This window comes from Pedobacter endophyticus (genome assembly GCF_015679185.1).
GTDB lineage: Bacteria > Bacteroidota > Bacteroidia > Sphingobacteriales > Sphingobacteriaceae > Pedobacter > Pedobacter endophyticus.
This window is the reverse complement of the sequence record NZ_CP064939.1, coordinates 3,375,545-3,393,067: the sequence shown is the minus strand read 5'-3', so window position 1 is coordinate 3,393,067 and position 17,523 is coordinate 3,375,545. Positions and strand designations below refer to the sequence as shown.

Sequence of the window (17,523 nt, the reverse complement as noted above, 5' to 3'; positions counted from 1 at the left end):
AATTTACATAACTTTTATTTTGAATTTACATAACTTTTATTTTGAATTTACATAACTATATAGGTTTAATGAATGGTATAAGAGCGGTTATGTAACCTAGTAAATCAAAAGTTAAACTTTCGATTTACTAGTTTGGTGACTCCGGAGTGCGTTTAAATGAACATTAGTTATTCGTCTACTTACCAGGTTTTAATTAACCATGTTATGTAATGTTTAACTAACTTTCCTTAGTTTTTACTGTTTAGTATAAGCAACCCACGATGTATTTCCCTATAAATAGTTTACATTTTGGTGAGCAAACGAGAGCACTTAAAATTGATTTAAACATCAAATTTGACTAAGTTTGATTTGCCCATGAAATTTAAAATCACCTCAGAATATCAACCGACGGGAGACCAGCCTACAGCGATAAAACAACTGGTTGACGGCGTAAATGCCAACGAACATTATCAAACTTTGCTGGGCGTAACCGGGTCGGGGAAAACCTTTACCGTAGCCAACGTTATTGAGCAAACGCAAAAGCCAACGCTCATTTTAAGCCATAATAAAACCCTCGCGGCACAGCTTTACGGGGAGTTTAAAAATTTCTTCCCCGAAAACTCCGTAAACTATTTCGTTTCTTATTACGATTATTACCAGCCTGAGGCCTTCATCGCCTCGAGCAATACTTACATAGAAAAGGATTTAAGCATCAACGAAGAAATCGAAAAGCTCCGTTTACGCACCACCTCCTCATTAATGAGTGGGCGACGCGACATCATTGTTGTTTCTTCTATTTCGTGTATTTATGGTATGGGAAACCCTGAAGACTTTTCGCGAATGGTGTTTCGTTTCGGCGTAGGCTTACGCATTTCCAGAAATGCCTTTCTACACAGCTTGGTTGAGATCTTGTATTCTCGCACAACAACCGAATTTAAGCGTGGGACATTTAGGGTGAAGGGTGATACGGTCGATATCTATCCTGCGTATTTAGATCATGCCTATCGGATCTCGTTTTTTGGGGATGATATCGAAGAACTTTCGGCCATTGATCCCGTGTCGGGAAAAACATTGGAAAAACTGGAAGACATGGCCATTTACCCTGCGAACCTTTTCGTAACCCCAAAAGATCGTTTTAACCAGTCCATTTGGGGCATTCAGGAGGAGTTGGAAATCAGGAAAAACCAGTTAATCGCCGATAGGCACTTACTTGAAGCCAAGCGTTTAGAGGAGAGGACGAATTTCGATATCGAGATGATGAAAGAACTCGGTTATTGTTCAGGTATTGAGAACTATTCGCGGTTTTTTGATGGACGACAGCCGGGAATGCGGCCTTTCTGTCTGCTTGATTATTTCCCTGACGACTATTTAATGGTAATCGATGAAAGTCATGTTACTGTGCCACAAATCAGGGCGATGTATGGCGGCGATAGATCGCGTAAATTATCGTTGGTTGAGTATGGTTTTCGCTTACCGGCTGCTTTAGATAACCGACCATTAAATTTTAACGAGTTTGAAGCGCTGGCACCGCAAACCATCTACGTTAGTGCAACGCCGGCCGAATATGAACTCGAAAAATCGGAAGGAGTTGTAGTTGAACAGGTGATCAGGCCCACGGGTTTGCTCGACCCGGTTATCGAGATCAGGCCAGCAATAAATCAGGTTGATGATCTGTTGGATGAAATAGACCTGACCATAAAAGATGGCGGACGCGTTTTAGTAACCACTTTAACGAAACGGATGGCCGAAGAGCTGACGAAGTATTTGGATCGATTAAACATTAAAACAAGGTACATCCATTCGGAAATAAAAACACTGGAGCGAGTCGAAATACTCAGGGGATTGCGCCTGGGAGAATTTGATGTTCTGGTAGGTATTAACTTGCTCCGTGAGGGGCTTGATCTGCCAGAAGTAACGTTAGTGGCCATTTTAGATGCCGATAAAGAAGGGTTCTTAAGGTCTGAAAAATCACTGATTCAAACCATTGGCCGTGCAGCACGAAACGACCGCGGGCGGGTAATTATGTATGCCGATTCGATTACAGAAAGCATGGAAAAAACCATCGATGAAACGAATCGACGTAGAGAAAAGCAAATTGCCTATAACCTTGAACATGGCATTACACCGAAGACGGTTGGAAAGTCTCGTGAGGCAATTCTGGAACAAACGTCAGTGCTCGATTTCTCGCAAAAGGCAAGTGATAACAAAGCCCGTGCTTATATTGAAAATGCAGAGATCAGCATTGCCGCCGATCCGATTGTACAGTACATGGGCAAAGCCGAATTGCAGCGGGCGATTGATAATACCAGAAAAGACATGCAAAAAGCAGCAAAAGAAATGGATTTTCTGCAAGCGGCAAAGCTACGCGACGAAATGTTCGCCCTCGAAAAAATGTATAATGAAAAGTTTGCCAAGTAGCTTATTCAGCCACTTCATTTTTTTCTGCTTTCACAATATATGTGTTAGATAAAGCATCATGCTAACCCCGATGCCCAAAAAAGGATAGTACATCAAAGGGGATTAATCTGTATAATGCTCTTTTAAGAAGATGACAAATTTTTTAATTGAGTACGAAACAAGGTTGTACAAGAATATGCTACCCAACAGCAAAGCGATAATTTGAACTTTCTTCAGATCTTAATTAGATTTATTGAATTGAGCGTTTCAGAAGCTGAAGGTAGTATCTTTTAAACATTTATTTGGGAAGTAAAGATTTGGTTTAAATGCCTTAGTTTTTAGATTAATTGATTAGAATTGTATTTAATAAGTTATCTAAAAATTAATCAAATGAAATCGTTTAAACTTTTGTCGCTGATCGTACTCGGCTCCTTAAGCCTGCACGTCCAGGCTCAAAATCAAACAGGCATTATCTTTCCGCTCGGGGGAAATGCCTATAGTTCGAATCAAATAAACGATAGAGACAATTCCAGAACAATTACCAATAAAGGCATTACAAACTGGACTGATAGCACAGAGTTTATTACAGCTTTTGTAAGAGTTGCCAAACCGGGCACACTGAGTATTTCAATGGATGATAAAGTTAGTATTGAAGGACAAGCAACACTTGGTTTTACAATCAATAACAAAACTACATCTGTAAACTTCGACGAGAAAAAGCCAATAACCGGAAAAATTGGAGAGTGGAATATTAAAGATACCGGCTATGTTGTCATAAAAATTTCAGGAATTAGCAAAACTAAAAATCAGTTTCCTTCAATTACCAATTTACTTTTATCAGGAACGGCAGTTGATGCTAAAACGGCATATGTACCAAACAATGAGGGCGGTTTTTTCCACTGGGGAAGAAGAGGTCCATCGGTACATTTAAATTATTTGCAGCCAGATAATGTGAATGCTGAATGGTATTATAATGAAATTACTGTTCCCGTTGGACAAGATAAAATAGGTTCGTATTTCATGGCATGTGGCTTTGGTGAAGGGTATTTTGGCATGCAGGTAAATAGCGATACTTATCGCCACATTCTATTCTCAGTTTGGAGTCCTTTTAAGACGGATGATCCTAAAAGTATTCCAGAATCGCACAAAATAAAAATGCTTAAAAAAGGTACAGATGTTACTGCTAAAGATTTTGGTGGAGAAGGTTCTGGTGGACAAAGCTTTTTAAACTTCCCTTGGAAAGCAGGCAATACTTATAAGTTTTTATTGCATGGAAAACCGGGTAATGATAGTACAACAACTTACACAGCCTACTTTTTTACACCTGAAACAAATTCATGGCGTTTAATTGCAAGCTTTAAAAGACCGATAACACAAACCTATTTAAAACGTTTTCATTCCTTTTTAGAGAATTTTTCACCAGAACAGGGCGATAAATCCAGAATGGGAACATACAACAATCAATGGATTTGTGATGATAAAGGGAATTGGATGGAGTTAACCAAAGCCCGTTTTACTACAGATAATACTGGAATGAAAGGTTACCGGATGGATTTTGCGGGCGGCGTTATTAATGGTTCTTTCTATTTAAAAGATGGTGGATTTTTTAATAATTATACCGTTCCAAAAACTATTTTCAGCAGACCAGCAACAGGTAAAAAACCAGAGATAGATTTTAGTAAATTGCCTTAAAGAAAAATGGCTAAAGCTAAAAGCGGATAATTTATGGAATTGCTAATCTAAATGTATCCATATTATAGCTTATCTACTTTTAGTCTTGATACTTGCCAAAGTTATTCCTTTGGGAGATACTAACTACTCGATACTACTATTTAAAAATGAACGGACAAAATAGAAAAGACATTTACCCAGGTTTAGAGGTGGGAATAATTTTGAAAAAGGATCAGCGAAGCGGAAATATAACGTATGGAATAGTGAAAGATTTGCTTACCTCCTCGGCATTTCATTCACGAGGAATAAAAGTGAGGTTAGAAGATGGTCAGATTGGCCGGGTTGCGGAAATTGTTGAAGAATAATTTTTTTTTAACAAATTTTTTGTATCTTAAATGTAAACAAAAAGCAACTAACAACATAAAAGGTAACAAATTACCTATTAGTACGTCTTATATTTGTAACCACAGTTAAATTAAAGGATGGGATTAATTAAATTCATTTTCATAGCAATTTTAGTACTTTGGATCATCAGAATGTTGATTCGACTGATACTGCCTATGCTATTTAATAACCTCGCCAGCAAAATGCAACAGCAAGCCGGCGGGCAAGGGCAACAACAACAGCGAAGACAATCGAAGCCTGAGGGATCTATTTCGATAGACTATATGCCGCCCAAACAAACGGGCAAAACCGATAAACTTGGCGACTTTGTTGATTACGAAGAGGTAAAATAGAAAATACTAAAAAGCTAAAGCCCCGATGAAAGTCGGGGCTTTTTTTATGCCTGGGATATTTTTTAAAAGAACAATATGAATGACCCTTTTAAGGCGATCGTCACTGCTCAAAGTGGGCTACTTTGTAGCGAGGCACAGGCTGTCTCCATTCCTATAGCTATTCGTACAACCTACTAATGTCAGCACCTATTTTGTCATGCTGAGAAACGAAGCATCTGCAGCCTACATCTTACTGTCCTTGCCTCACCCCGCCCCCTTTTGGGCAGTGGTATGTTGGCGTTCTGCGTTTCATCGCTTGCGGATCCTTCGTTACATTCAGGATCACAGCGTTAAAAGCAGTCATCAAAAGGAAAGATGTGTGCACACCATAGGAAGTATTGGGACATCCGTTCTCGGCCGCTCCGGTCAGGCGGGGACTCATTGTCATTTAGTTAAGGAAAAAACAAAAAACATTGTCACCCTGAGCGGAGTCGAAAGGCTCAGATCCGATAGCTATCGGATGACAGCAGTTGAGCTTACTAAACGACATTGGGCGGGCGCTCAAAATGAAAACTTATTCCACGCATTTAACTAAAGAAGCCGCATCAATTGAATTGATGCGGCTTCTTGTTTCACGCTTGCAAAGCAAACTTTAGTTAGTTTTTATCCCACCAAACTGGCTGATCGATAGTTACAATACCAGGGAAGTTTTTGTTTGATGTAGCTTCGGTATTTGGGTAAGCCATACGAAGCGGGAAGCTTCCTCTAGGTATACCTAATATTGGTGCTACAGATGGAGTAAAGAAATCAGGATATCCTGTTCTGCGCCATTCTGTCCAAGCCTCAAAGCCCTGGAAACCACACATTGCATAATATTTTTGTGTAATAATGGCCTTAAGTGGGTTTGCCGCTAAAGCCGCAGCCCCATCAGGTGCGCTGGCAATGTAAGCTGTAGCATCGCCTGCACCAAGAGCGGTAAAGCTGGCTTGTATACCTTGAGTATAAAGTGTAGCAACAACTCCTACGCCGTTAGTCCAGCCTCTTTGTACTGCTTCGGCTTGTAAAAAGTAACTTTCGGCAACAGAGATAAATTTAACAGGCGCTGTAGCAGAAGCAGAATTGCTTGCCCGTGCACCAACCAATGCTGATGGCGGAGAAACCGTTTTACCAGTATTGGTGTTGTAGCTTCCTTGCGGAATTGAACGCTCTGTTTTGGCAGCGGCATCCGTTGGAATTAAATCGTAAAGCTTAGCTACCCGAGGGTCAGAGTTCGCATCAAAATGGCTAATAGCTGTGGTGCTGGCAACAATGTTTTGAGTTCTGCTTAAACCTACCATCTCATTATACAATGGATTTTCGTTACCACCAGTGCTTAAATATTTAATTGAAGCATCAACGGTTAAAAATGTTGGGTTTGTAGCGTACAATGCTCTAACACCTGCAGCAGCTTTGGTTGGATCTACATAAGCTAATCTTAAATAAGCCTTTAATTTTAACGTATTAGCAAAAGCTTTCCAGTTGGCCATATTGCCCTGAAACACCATGTCCTGAGCACCTGGCGAAGATGAATTGCTAACGCTTATCAAAGCCATTCCTTTATCGATATAATTAAAAACGCTATCGTAAACTACGGCCTGCGCATCGTAGCTTGGTGCCGGATAAACCTCTGGCTGTAAAGCCTGACTAACCGGAATATCGCCGAATGCATCTGTAGCTACCTGGAAAGTATAAGCTTTCATTAAGTAAGCTATGCCTTTGGTATACTCCAGACTTGAGCCCTGCGCTTTAGTAATTAAGTCGGCATTTACCAACGCATTACGGAATAAGATCAACCACGGTCTATCGAATGCTGTGGCAGCCGGGTTGTATTGATCTACGGTTCTGTACTGCGACGACGTTGGGTTTTGAGTCCAGTATTGCGCCCAAAAGTTACCGTAAATCTGGAAGAAGTTACCCATAATTTGACCAGTTGCAGCCTGCGATGCTGGTAAAAGCAAGTTAGGAGATGCTGTATCCGGGTTATTCGGATTTTCATTTACATCTAAAAACTTTTTACAGCCCGATAATCCTGCAACGGCAATAAGGACCGTAAACAGCACTTGCTTAGTTTTGAATTTATATTTTTGATTCATGACTTCTATAATTAAAATGTAACTCTCAAATTAAATCCATAATTACGAACAGATGGCTGAGCGGTGTAATCGAAACCTTGCTCATTTGTTGCACCACCCGAGTTAACCTCTGGATCTACGTATTTATTTTCTTTAGCAGTCCAGATAAATAAGTTGTTACCAAACACACCTAACGATACGGCACTGAAAGGCAACGACTTAAGCTGCTCTTTGTTGAATGAATAAGAGATACCTGCACTACGCAATTTCACAAATGATCCATCGATAATGTTAACACCTGGATTTAAATCTGGAAAATAATCTTGTTTGTTGTAGAAAACGCTGTTATTAACAACGCTGTTGCCATCTGCATCTAAATACACTGAGTTAGGGAATGGCAAACCGAATCTTTGACCGCCTGTTTCTTCTGAAACACCAACAAAGGCAAGAATATCTTTTGTTCTTGAATAAAGCTTGTTACCTTGTTTAGTATCAAATAATACGTTTAAGTTCCAGTGCTTTTTGAATGTAATGTTTGCACCCCATGATGCCTGAAATTTAGGATTGTAACTTCCTAAGTATTGCGCAGTTGCGGTTGGCAATGGCAAACCAGTTTCAGCATCAACAATTGTACGTCCTTGTGCATCTGTTTGGTTGGTTACTGCATAAAATTCGCCATAAGGTCTTCCTTCGGCAGCAACAATCGCCATACCGCTTACACCACCAAGAACAACCTGATCGATATCACCAAGATCTACAACTAAGTTGCGGTTTCTGGTGTAAGTACCGAATAAATCGATATTCCAGTCGGCTGATCTAACAGCAGTACCTTTTAGGGTTAACTCGATACCTTTGTTTTGAACTTCACCAACGTTAACCACGCTAAAACCATAACCTGTTGAGTTAGGAATAGGAATAGCTAAAATTTGGTTTTTAGATTTGTTTTGGTAATAAGTAAAATCTAAACCAATTCTGTTGTTAAGGAATGATAATTCTGTACCTAACTCATAGGCAGTTGTAATTTCTGGCTTAAGGTTCGGGTTACCAAGGGTTGATCCGGCTTGTAATGCAGCAACGTTTCCGAAAGGAAATACAGTACTACCAAAACCACTTAAAATTGTACCTTTTGAAAAAGTAGTTAACAACTGGTAAGGATCTGTATCGTTACCCACTTTTGCAACACTTGCACGTACTTTACCATAACTCAATATGTTGTTAGGCTTAATCAGTTCGCTAAATACAAATGAACCGCTTACACTTGGGTAAAAGAACGAGTTATTTTGTACAGGTAGCGTAGAAGACCAGTCGTTACGTGCTGTGGCTTCTAAGAACAAATAGTTTTTATAAGCTAAGTTCAAATCGGCATACACACCAACAAGTCTTCTTTGGCTGATGTTATCGGTAATAACGTTTAACGGACCATTACTATTTTGAAGGTTGTACCAATCTGGCACTACCAAACCGGCACTTGCATTAGTTGCAGTTCTGTTTGTAGAAGTAGTTCTTTGACGGATGTTATGACCAACCATTAATGAACCTTTAAAGTCTTCGCTAAAAGTATGTGAGGCTGTAGCCATCAAATCGTTCACAATTTCAGTTACGTTGAACTGGTCAATCTGATATCCACCATTACTAACGTGCGTACCTTGATTTGTGGTTAAATCAATTGGCGAGAATGAGAACTTTGGAGTTAACTGTCTTCTGCGCTCCGAATAAGTATCGGTACCAATACGATCTTGAATAGTTAACCATGATAAAGGCTTATATTCCAGGTTCACGTTACCTGTTATCCGGTTGATTGCATCATCATTGGTGAAATTTTGAAGGATATAATACGGGTTTAACGTATAAGATCCATAATAACCATATTGATCTGCATGAAGAACGCCATTAGCATCAGTATAACCAAATCCGTTATACTTGTTGTTTAAATCGCCAAGTTTATCCAAAGGAATATCTCTTGGGGTTTGAAGAACGTTGTCGAAAACAGAGTTGTCATTCTGACCACCAGCAACCTGTCTGGCGTTTATTTTATTGTAGTTGAATGATATACCAGCGCTGAATTTATCGCTAAAATCGGTTCTTCCGTTAAATCTAACTCCATATTTGTCGTAAACATCTTGCGCTCCAGGGAAAATACCATCTGAGTTCAATGTGTTTAATGCAAGATAAAATGTCGATTTATCAGTACCACCAGAGAAACTTAAGTTATTATCTGTTGCGAAACCTGTTTTAAAGAAATTTCTAACATTGTCTGTTTGGGCCGAGTAAGGTTTAGACTGTCTGACACCGTCTATACTTTGTCCCCACTCTTGCATTGCGCCATTGAAAGGTGCGCCCCAGCTCCAGTTTTCCTGACTATCATTAAAATACTCATTTACAACACTTCCATCATAATCAGTGGCATAACCTTGTCCGTATTCGTTTTGGAAATCAGGTAATTTAAGAATTGATGAGAAAGTGTTTGAGGTATTGAAAGTAATTTGTGTTTTACCTTTTTTACCTGATTTTGTAGTGATTTGAACCGCACCGTTTGATGCTCTTGAACCGTAAAGCGCTGCCGCTGCCGGGCCCAAAAGTGGAGTAATGCTCTCAATATCATCAGGGTCGATATCATTGGCCCTGTTACCAAAGTCGACACTAGAGCGACTATCGGCACCACCAATAACACTTGAGTTATCTACAGGAACACCATCAATAACGATCAACGCCTGGTTGTTACCTGCAATTGAGGTACCACCACGGAAAACAATCCTGGTTGAACTACCCGGTGTATTTGAACTAGAAGAAATGTTCATACCTGGTACACGACCCACCATTGCAGTAAGTGCGCTGGCGCTACCACTTTGCTCTAAAGCTTCAGAAGTAATCGTCGGTGCAGAATAACCAAGGGTTCTTTTCTCTCTCTTGATCGCATTTGCAGTTACAACAACGTCTGTTAAAACCTGCGCATCTGATACCAATTCCACATTAATTGTTGTTGCTGAGCCAATTGCTTTGCTCTGCACCACATATCCAATGTACGAGAAATCTAAAGTTGTACCGCCCGAAGGGACATTTACAGAATACCTTCCATTTGCATCTGTTACAGCACCAACCTGGGTGCCCTTAACTCTTACACTTACTCCTGGAATCGGCAATTTGTCATCCGAAGAAGTAACTGTACCAGTTATTGTTCTTTCTTGTGCTATCGCCGAAATTGCGACGAACATAAGTATGAACAAACTTTGTAAAAGTTTTTTCATGATTTGATAAATAGGGTGATTTATGATTAATAATTAAAACGTGGCATCTAATTTATGGCACATTATGTGTAATCCAAACTTTACAACTAATAATTTGTATAATTGGTTTGATTTGGCCGAATTATGACTTTTCTATTACGGAACTGCCAAACAATTCAGACACAATTGCGTTAAGGGTTGGTTTTTAGGCGCATAAAAAAAGGCCCGAATGGGCCTGAATAAAAACAAGGAAAAAGAGGGGATATCAGGGCACTTAATAAACCCAAATAAAACGCTGTTTGATGCCCGGTTTTTGTGTAAAATCGATTCTTGCCTTTACAGTAAATGTTGATGCATAATTCTGGCCGTTATAGCTGGATGGAATCCAATCTATATCAAATCCTTTTTCGGCAATAACCAGGCGTTTCACCACTTTTAGTCCATCGGCAAAATAAGTAGCTTCATAATTAGCCTTGCCCTTTTTATCTATATTGGTTGTTAAATCTACATCGAGGGTGCCATCAGCGTTTCTGTTTTCTTTTAAAATCATTCGCTTTAGCTCGGTTCCCAATAAAGAAATGTATTGATCAATAGATGCAATGGGAACCGGAATGCTTGCCTTTTCTTTAGCTGTTGGGTCGGTCGTATCTACGTTTACACTTAAACGATTAATACTCAGCGTATCCAGGTAAACCAATTTGTTCAGGTCGTAATTGTATCTCAAAAACACCTTCCCGTTATCATTAAAAGCATACCAATTGCCCGTTCGGGTATTGTCTTTATATACACCCCTTAACAACACCTTATCATCATCTTTCATTACGGAGTAAACGCCGTCAAGCTTTTTGGCATCGTTCATGGCATACACCACTTTGGTTGCATCAGATAAAGAAGTAGTTTTTTGTTCCTGTGCCGAGCACAGGTGGAGGCCAGCGAATAGGGCCAGGGCCGAGAGGTAAAATTTTGTTTTCATACTGAGCTGAATTGTCTTGTATAAATATAAAGAAATAAACTTAAAAAAAATGTCCCTTGAAACTTGTTCAAGGGACATTAAAAACTCGCATCTAAAACTATCTGGATGCTTTATACTTTATGTTTAAAGAGTAAACCCTTTTTGCTCCTGTTTGGTTCCAGTCGAAATTTAAGGTAAATGTTTTCGTTGCCGGATCATATTTGTTAACAGAACCTGGGATGTTTGCTAATGTAGCATTACCCAGCGCTTTCATGGTAACCAGATTGGTTGCAGGGTCTACAGTTGCTTGTAGGTTATCGATACCAGCAACGTTTGAAGTACCACCGGCCCATTTCAAGTTGCCAATTTGTACGGTATTGGCTCCAACTGTGGTTAAAGTTACATCCGGATTCGTTGCCGTACTTCCATTTAAATTATCGCCTGTTGTTGGCGTAGTTGGGTTGCTGTAACGCTGTACAAAACTTCCGGCCTGCATGGCATACACACCATCGTACGCATTTTTTGCACTTACATTTAACAAAATGGTGTTAAAGTTTCCGCTGATGATGCCCGAAGAAGCTGAAGTAATTGTTAATGGCAATACTTCGGCAGCCGCAAAGTTAAAAGTGGCTGGTTTAAAGCTAACATTAAAAGTGGCTTTGCTCGTTCCGGCTTTAATTACAACTTCGGTTGCCGAAATTGTATAGCTCGCAGGCTGAAGCTTCACAAAATGATCGCCAGTTGCCGTGTTGTATTCGGTAATTTTCGAATCGGCACCAACCGCAATCTGAACGGTTATATCCTGCGGAGCAGTCGCCTCTGGGCCAGAGTAGCTTACAGTAACAGGTAAAACCGGACTAGAAGTTGACTCATATGAGAATGCATACATCGGCGATGGAGTGCCGGTTCTAACAATTTGAGCGGGGTTAGCAAACTCAATTACATTATGGCCCTTTGCCGGATCAAGAACCAGGCGGTCATCTTTCAAGCAAGAGGTAAGCGAAGTTACCGCAAGCAGAAGTGTTATAGATTTTAGAATATTTTTTTTCATGTCTTTATTAATTTAAGTCCCAGAAAATTCGCGAACCGAATATTGTAACCGAAGGAACATTTGTAGGATTCAGGTTATACTCACTTTGTGGATAAAGAACCCTTCCGATCATTCTGTCTGGGCGTGTTGAAACTGACTGCTTTGAAGCAAACGTTAATACTGGATCTTGCGAGCCATTTACAACGCGTGGATAGGTAGTACGCTTAAATTCGTTGAAAGCTTCATCGGCGTGAATTACGTTAAATGCAATGTACTTTTGAGTAATGATCGCCTCAATTCTTCTTTCTAAGGTGCTTTGATTATAATCGCTGGCTAAGGGCTTATCTGTAAAGTTCCAGTTGGCTAAATAAACCAATGGATTTGCACTTTGATCGGCATTTGCAGCGATATAGGCTGCAACATCGGCACTAACATTTTTTCCTGCGTCTACGGTACCATTTTGGTTTTGGTATAGATAATTGAATGAAGCGGTAATGCCAGATTCAAACGCTGCTTTGGCGTCGCCTGTTAAATAACCTCTCACGTAAGCTTCGGCTTGTAAGAAATGACTTTCTGCGGCCAACATTAAAGGCTGACCTTGCGATGGGCCTTTGGCCACACCTAGCCCTGGTGTGTTTGCATCAACTCCGGTAAACCAAGCAGAAAATCCGGTTGGTGGAACTTGAGTTGATACGGTATTCTCTTCACCCAACTGATTGGTAGGGGTGCTGGGGAAACCACGATAGATTACGCGTCCGCGTCCGGGATCAGACAATTTGGTTCCATTATAAAAAGATAGAATCCATTTAGTAGGGATTGCCTGACCTTGCGACCTGGTACCATCACTAGCGAAACCAAGCGATCCGTAAATCGGGCTTTGTCTGTTTGCTTCTTTAACATAGCCAGGGTTTACCAATGCGTTTGTTGTTAAGAAACCAAGTGTGGTGTTCAAAGCAGCAAATTCTGTTGTAGCATAAGATGCCTGCTCGGGCACGCCACGCATTTTGATCAGTAATCTCAGTTTAATCGTGTTTGCAAACTTTTTCCACAAATCCATATCTCCTTTAAATAATGGATCGGTACTTGCAACTACCTTATTTGCCACTGTACCTCCTTGCGCCGCAGCAATTGCATCGATTGATGCGGTAAGCTGAGCAATGAGATCTTTATAGATGTCTTCGGCCTTATCGTATTTCGGGGTAAGCACGGCATTACCTTTAACAGCATCTGTGTAAGGCACGTCGTTATACTGATCTACTATTCTGGCGAAAACAAATGCCTTCATAATTCTGGCAATTGCAGTTGAATAAGCTAATGCTGGATCGGCAGATGTGTTATCAATAACATACTGGTAATCGGTTGCATTATCGTACGAGGAAGAAAAACCTGTTACGAAGCTACCGGCGGTATAGGCATAAGTTACGCTGGCTCCGTAACCACCCACACCAAAAATGTTGGCAGAAAAACCACCCGGAAAATAATAAGCGCTGTTAAGCGACTGAGTAATTGCTGCAGTACCCACAATGGCCTGAGGCAATACGAGCGCAGGCGTTGAACTTGTTGCGCTGTTTTGATTTGTATTAATATCAAGATACTTTTTGCAGGAAGCGAAGCCCACTGCAACGGCACCTATCAATATGACGTTTAAAATCTTTTTCATATCAGTGTGTATTAAAATGTTAATGATAAGGTTGCTCCATAAAATCTGGCTGGAGGCGTTTGGCCAAGGTTAACGATACCTATACCATTGTTGTCAGCTCCGGCAGAACTGTATTCCGGGTCTGTGTAAATATTTGTTTTTGGAGTCCAGATAAATAAGTTTCTACCCTGAATACTAATACGAGCGGCCTTAACATATTTTAAATTCCCCAAAACCGATTTAGGAATATCATATCCCAATGATAACTCTCTTAATTTCCAGAAAGCTGCTGAATACACATAGTTGGTACCTACACCAGTGTTTGTTGGTCCGTTGGTCCAAAAGTCAACTCCACCTGTACGCGTGGTAATGTTTGTATTCTCTACATAAGTGTTGGTTGCCGGATCTAAGTAAGAAGAGTTTGGCACAACGAAACGCTCGCGGTTAAAATAGGTGGTTCTGATTCCCGCTCCTGAGAAGTCGTAGCTTCCAGAACTTTGGGCCATCACAAAACCGCCTCTATATTCGAACAAGGCCGCTAAACGGAACCCTTTAAATGATGCCGTTGCATCTAATCCTAAACGGTGTTTTGGCTCTGTATTTCCTAAAATAAACGTTCCAGTGGTCAAACTTGGAAATCCTGTAATACGATCTACAATTATTCTGCCTTCGGTATCTCTTACATAGTCAGTACCTTTAAGCGATGGGAAAGACTGTCCTTCGATCGCCCAAACGCCCAAGCCCGTAGTTGCAGATCCTGATAGCGAAATCTGACTTAAACCGTTGCTGATCGAAGCCACCTTGTTTTCGTTGTAAGTATAGTTTGCACCTACCGAAACTTCTAATCCGTTGGTTGTATTTCTTACTGGCACAACGCGAAGTGATGTTTCAACACCTTTGTTGGTTACTTCACCAGTGTTGGTTAAGAATTTGTTGAAACCTGTTGAGGTTGCCACGTCGATTGGCACCGTTTGATCTGTAGTGCTGGTATTATAATAAGTGAAACTACCGGTAACTCTCGATTTAAGTAAAGAGAAATCGATACCGCCTTCATAGGCTAAAGTCATCTCCGGCTTAATGTCTGCAGCAACGATTCTATCGCCCAAAGTGTAGCCCGGAATACCGCCGTAAGGATATCCATAAGCCGAGCCAAATGTTGGCAATAGGGCGTAAGCACCGAAGTTAGAGTTGTTGCCTAAGTTTACGTTACCTACTTTTGATACACCACCACGGATTTTTAATGATTCAATTACGTTTGAATTCTTTAAGAAAGGAATCGCATCCGACGCAATGAACGAGATATCAGCAGATGGATAGAAGAACGATCTGTTCTCGGGAGATAAAATCGATCTCCAATCGTTTCTTCCGGTTACGTGCAAATACAGATAGTCTCTGAAACCTAAACGGGCATCGCCATAGAGGCCAATTTGTCTGGCTTTATAATTTGCTTCGCTCGCACCTGGATTTTGAAGGCCATTACCAATGTTGAAGAAACCACCTTGAGCCAAACCGCCATTGGTATTCACATTTACGGTTTTGTATGTGTTTTGTCTTACTGTACCACCAGCGATTACATTCAAGGTAAAATCTCTTGATAGTTTCTTGATGTACTGCGCAATAAACTCAGGGTTTATTTGCGTGTTAAAACCCGAGTAATCGCTTACCGAACCAAGAATATTTGAGAAGTTTGATGTTAGTCTTAAACGGTAATCAGAATAAGTATATTTATCAGTGGTCGATTTGTTTGCAAAGCTACGGTTTGATAAACTCGCTCTCACCAATAAAGATAATTCCTTAATCGGGAACCACTTCAACTGGACATTTCCTGTTAAATAATCGTTGCGGGTAATGCTACGGTTATTGCCCAAAGCGAAATATGGGTTTTGATAGTATTCATTGTAATATCCGTCTGGAGTAGAGAATGGATCATTTTTGTAATCCTTATACCTGGTTAAAGGAATTTGCCCAGGCGACTGCAATACGTTATCGAAAACTGCAGAGATTGCAGATGAGGTATTGTAGCGATTTTGCACGTAGTTGGCATTGAAACTGAAAGTAAGGTTTTGCGTTAGGTTACGCTCACCGTTAATACGCATGGTGAACCTGTTGTACTTATCGCCCGGAACGGTACTTTTTTGATCGAAATACTGGCCAGAGAAATAATAAGTTCCCTTTTCATCGCCTGATGAAACATTAAAATCTGTTTGATTTGAATAGCCTGTTTCCCAAAATGCGTTTTTGTTTTCATCGCTGTTGAATGAGTAAGGTACAGACTGGATTGATCCATCTGCCAGCGGCTTGCCAATAGGGCGAACAGTACCATCGAATGCTGGTCCATATTGTTGGTTCTCAAAAGCCGTATAAGTTGGAACATCATCGTTACCTGTACCTGAGCCAAAACGCTCTTGTAATTGAGGCAAGAAACTTACTTGCTCTACGTTGGTTGTGTGGCTTACATTGATCGATGATGTACCTCTTTTGCCTTTTTTGGTCTGAATAATCAAGGCACCGTTAGATGCATCTGATCCGTAGAGCGCAGCTGCTCCGGCACCATTCAGTACCTCAATGTTCTCAATATCTTCGGGATTCAAATTACCCAAAATGTCACTCGGTACAATAACATTATCGACAACAACCAACGCCTGGTTATTTCCAAGCAATGAGCGGTTTCCTCTTAATACTAAACGAACGCTTGGGTTAACACCACTACTCACGGCATTTACTTGCAAACCCGCCACTTTACCTGTTAAAGCGCTGGCAACGTTAAAGGCCTTGCCTTGAGTTAGCTCTTCGGCTTTTACGGTTGTCGATTGGTTACCCTGCTGTCTACGTTGAATGGTAATACCGCCAGCGGTTACTACAACTTCATTTAGCGAGGTTACGTCGGATACTAACACCGCATTAAGCACATTACTGCTAGGAATAGCGAACTCTCTGGTGCCATAGCCCAAAAAAGTAACGATAAGTGTTTTGCCGTTTGCTGGTACTTTTAGAGTGAATTTGCCATTTGCGCCGGTTTGTGCGCCGAGATTGGGGATTTCTTTGACTCTAACTGTTGCACCTGGAACTGGTAGGCCATCTTCTTGGGATGTTACTGTTCCACTGACTGTTCTTTCTTGAGCCGCTGCGCTGAACGCAACGAACATAAGAATGAACAAACTTTGTAGAAGTTTTTTCATAATAAAATAATAGGTTAGTTAATGATTTGTTAGGCGCTAAAATATAGTTAGTTAACAATACCACCAAATTTATTTTAACATTTTTTAACAAAAACGGGTAATTATTTCTACAAGTTGTGGCTTTTTGGGAAAATAAGTCATCAAATAACGAAATCACCGTGGAATTATGGCCCCACAATGGGGTAGTGGCCGTTAATCGGCAAGGACGCACAGTTTTTTGGCTGGAAAAACGTTTTAGTATAGGGCGAAAAGGCATAAATTAGGCGAAAAAGACGACGATTTTTGACAATAAACGCTACATAACTAAAAAGTCCGTTAATTATGTTTGATTCTTAAGTTTGATTTTAAAGAAAAATAGAATTTTTGCATCGCTGAACCAAGAATTCGGCCGAAAACATGGGCTGAATTATGAGGTTTTGAAGATTTTTTGGACAGAAAGTGCGGTTAACAGCTGATCGTGATCATCAAATTGAGCAAAGATGCGTTTGATATGAAGGAGCAATAGCAAGGGCTGCATCGCGCAGGGTACAGCGCATGTAGCAAAAGTACGGCGCTTTCTATAACCAAAAAGTCCCAGCTAGTTGCCTAACTGGGACCAATATTAAGTTGCTGGCCTGTTTCAAAT

At 40.5% G+C, this 17,523-nt stretch carries 11 protein-coding genes; 4 read left to right on the top strand and 7 right to left on the bottom strand.

Features of this window, described 5'->3' with window-relative positions:
• Window positions 1–354: 354 nt before the first annotated feature.
• The 4 genes from uvrB to IZT61_RS13705 all read left to right on the top strand — a co-directional run bounded on the left by uvrB (window position 355) and on the right by IZT61_RS13705 (window position 4,784).
• Window positions 355–2,397 carry an excinuclease ABC subunit UvrB gene (gene uvrB, locus IZT61_RS13720; RefSeq protein ID WP_317193160.1) on the top strand — a complete coding sequence of 681 codons (2,043 nt, stop codon included), beginning with the start codon at window positions 355–357 and terminating at the stop codon, window positions 2,395–2,397.
• Window positions 2,398–2,766: 369 nt separating this feature from the next.
• Window positions 2,767–4,068, top strand: a complete 1,302-nt coding sequence (locus IZT61_RS13715; RefSeq protein WP_196097462.1) for a DUF3472 domain-containing protein — start codon at window positions 2,767–2,769, stop codon at window positions 4,066–4,068.
• 146 nt (window positions 4,069–4,214) lie between these two features.
• Window positions 4,215–4,412 carry a YwbE family protein gene (locus IZT61_RS13710; RefSeq protein ID WP_196097461.1) on the top strand — a complete coding sequence of 66 codons (198 nt, stop codon included), beginning with the start codon at window positions 4,215–4,217 and terminating at the stop codon, window positions 4,410–4,412.
• A gap of 117 nt (window positions 4,413–4,529) precedes the next feature.
• Complete coding sequence (locus tag IZT61_RS13705; RefSeq protein ID WP_196097460.1) at window positions 4,530–4,784, top strand: DUF4834 family protein; 255 nt, start codon at window positions 4,530–4,532, stop codon at window positions 4,782–4,784.
• A 229-nt stretch (window positions 4,785–5,013) separates the two neighbouring features.
• Here IZT61_RS13705 and IZT61_RS13700 read toward each other — a convergent pair whose 3' ends face one another.
• The 7 genes from IZT61_RS13700 to IZT61_RS13670 all read right to left on the bottom strand — a co-directional run bounded on the left by IZT61_RS13700 (window position 5,014) and on the right by IZT61_RS13670 (window position 16,898).
• A complete protein-coding gene (locus IZT61_RS13700) occupies window positions 5,014–5,205 on the bottom strand; it encodes a hypothetical protein (RefSeq protein ID WP_196097459.1) in 192 nt (63 codons plus the stop codon).
• 214 nt (window positions 5,206–5,419) lie between these two features.
• Window positions 5,420–6,895 (bottom strand): SusD/RagB family nutrient-binding outer membrane lipoprotein, encoded by a 1,476-nt coding sequence (locus tag IZT61_RS13695; protein ID WP_196097458.1) that lies wholly within the window; start codon window positions 6,893–6,895, stop codon window positions 5,420–5,422.
• Between the two features lie 11 nt (window positions 6,896–6,906).
• Window positions 6,907–10,119 carry a SusC/RagA family TonB-linked outer membrane protein gene (locus tag IZT61_RS13690; protein ID WP_196097457.1) on the bottom strand — a complete coding sequence of 1,071 codons (3,213 nt, stop codon included), beginning with the start codon at window positions 10,117–10,119 and terminating at the stop codon, window positions 6,907–6,909.
• Between the two features lie 253 nt (window positions 10,120–10,372).
• Window positions 10,373–11,071 (bottom strand): toxin-antitoxin system YwqK family antitoxin, encoded by a 699-nt coding sequence (locus tag IZT61_RS13685; protein WP_196097456.1) that lies wholly within the window; start codon window positions 11,069–11,071, stop codon window positions 10,373–10,375.
• Between the two features lie 97 nt (window positions 11,072–11,168).
• The gene (locus tag IZT61_RS13680; RefSeq protein ID WP_196097455.1) at window positions 11,169–12,101 is read right to left on the bottom strand and encodes a BT_3987 domain-containing protein; all 933 of its coding nucleotides are present in this window, start codon (window positions 12,099–12,101) and stop codon (window positions 11,169–11,171) included.
• A gap of 7 nt (window positions 12,102–12,108) precedes the next feature.
• Entirely contained in the window at window positions 12,109–13,740 is a 1,632-nt protein-coding gene (locus IZT61_RS13675) for a SusD/RagB family nutrient-binding outer membrane lipoprotein (RefSeq protein WP_196097454.1), read from the bottom strand.
• A gap of 11 nt (window positions 13,741–13,751) precedes the next feature.
• Complete coding sequence (locus IZT61_RS13670; RefSeq protein ID WP_230383697.1) at window positions 13,752–16,898, bottom strand: SusC/RagA family TonB-linked outer membrane protein; 3,147 nt, start codon at window positions 16,896–16,898, stop codon at window positions 13,752–13,754.
• Between the last annotated feature and the right edge of the window lie 625 nt (window positions 16,899–17,523).

Excerpts from the sequence above, each read along its gene's own strand:
- uvrB (WP_317193160.1), top strand. The coding sequence starts at position 355 with ATGAAATTTAAAATCACCTCAGAATATCAACCGACGGGAGACCAGCCT.
- IZT61_RS13710 (WP_196097461.1), top strand. The coding sequence starts at position 4,215 with ATGAACGGACAAAATAGAAAAGACATTTACCCAGGTTTAGAGGTGGGA.
- IZT61_RS13670 (WP_230383697.1), bottom strand. The coding sequence starts at position 16,898 with ATGAAAAAACTTCTACAAAGTTTGTTCATTCTTATGTTCGTTGCGTTC.
- IZT61_RS13695 (WP_196097458.1), bottom strand. The coding sequence starts at position 6,895 with ATGAATCAAAAATATAAATTCAAAACTAAGCAAGTGCTGTTTACGGTC.
- IZT61_RS13680 (WP_196097455.1), bottom strand. The coding sequence starts at position 12,101 with ATGAAAAAAAATATTCTAAAATCTATAACACTTCTGCTTGCGGTAACT.
- IZT61_RS13685 (WP_196097456.1), bottom strand. The coding sequence starts at position 11,071 with ATGAAAACAAAATTTTACCTCTCGGCCCTGGCCCTATTCGCTGGCCTC.
- IZT61_RS13690 (WP_196097457.1), bottom strand. The coding sequence starts at position 10,119 with ATGAAAAAACTTTTACAAAGTTTGTTCATACTTATGTTCGTCGCAATT.
- IZT61_RS13700 (WP_196097459.1), bottom strand. The coding sequence starts at position 5,205 with ATGAGTCCCCGCCTGACCGGAGCGGCCGAGAACGGATGTCCCAATACT.
- IZT61_RS13705 (WP_196097460.1), top strand. The coding sequence starts at position 4,530 with ATGGGATTAATTAAATTCATTTTCATAGCAATTTTAGTACTTTGGATC.
- IZT61_RS13675 (WP_196097454.1), bottom strand. The coding sequence starts at position 13,740 with ATGAAAAAGATTTTAAACGTCATATTGATAGGTGCCGTTGCAGTGGGC.
- IZT61_RS13715 (WP_196097462.1), top strand. The coding sequence starts at position 2,767 with ATGAAATCGTTTAAACTTTTGTCGCTGATCGTACTCGGCTCCTTAAGC.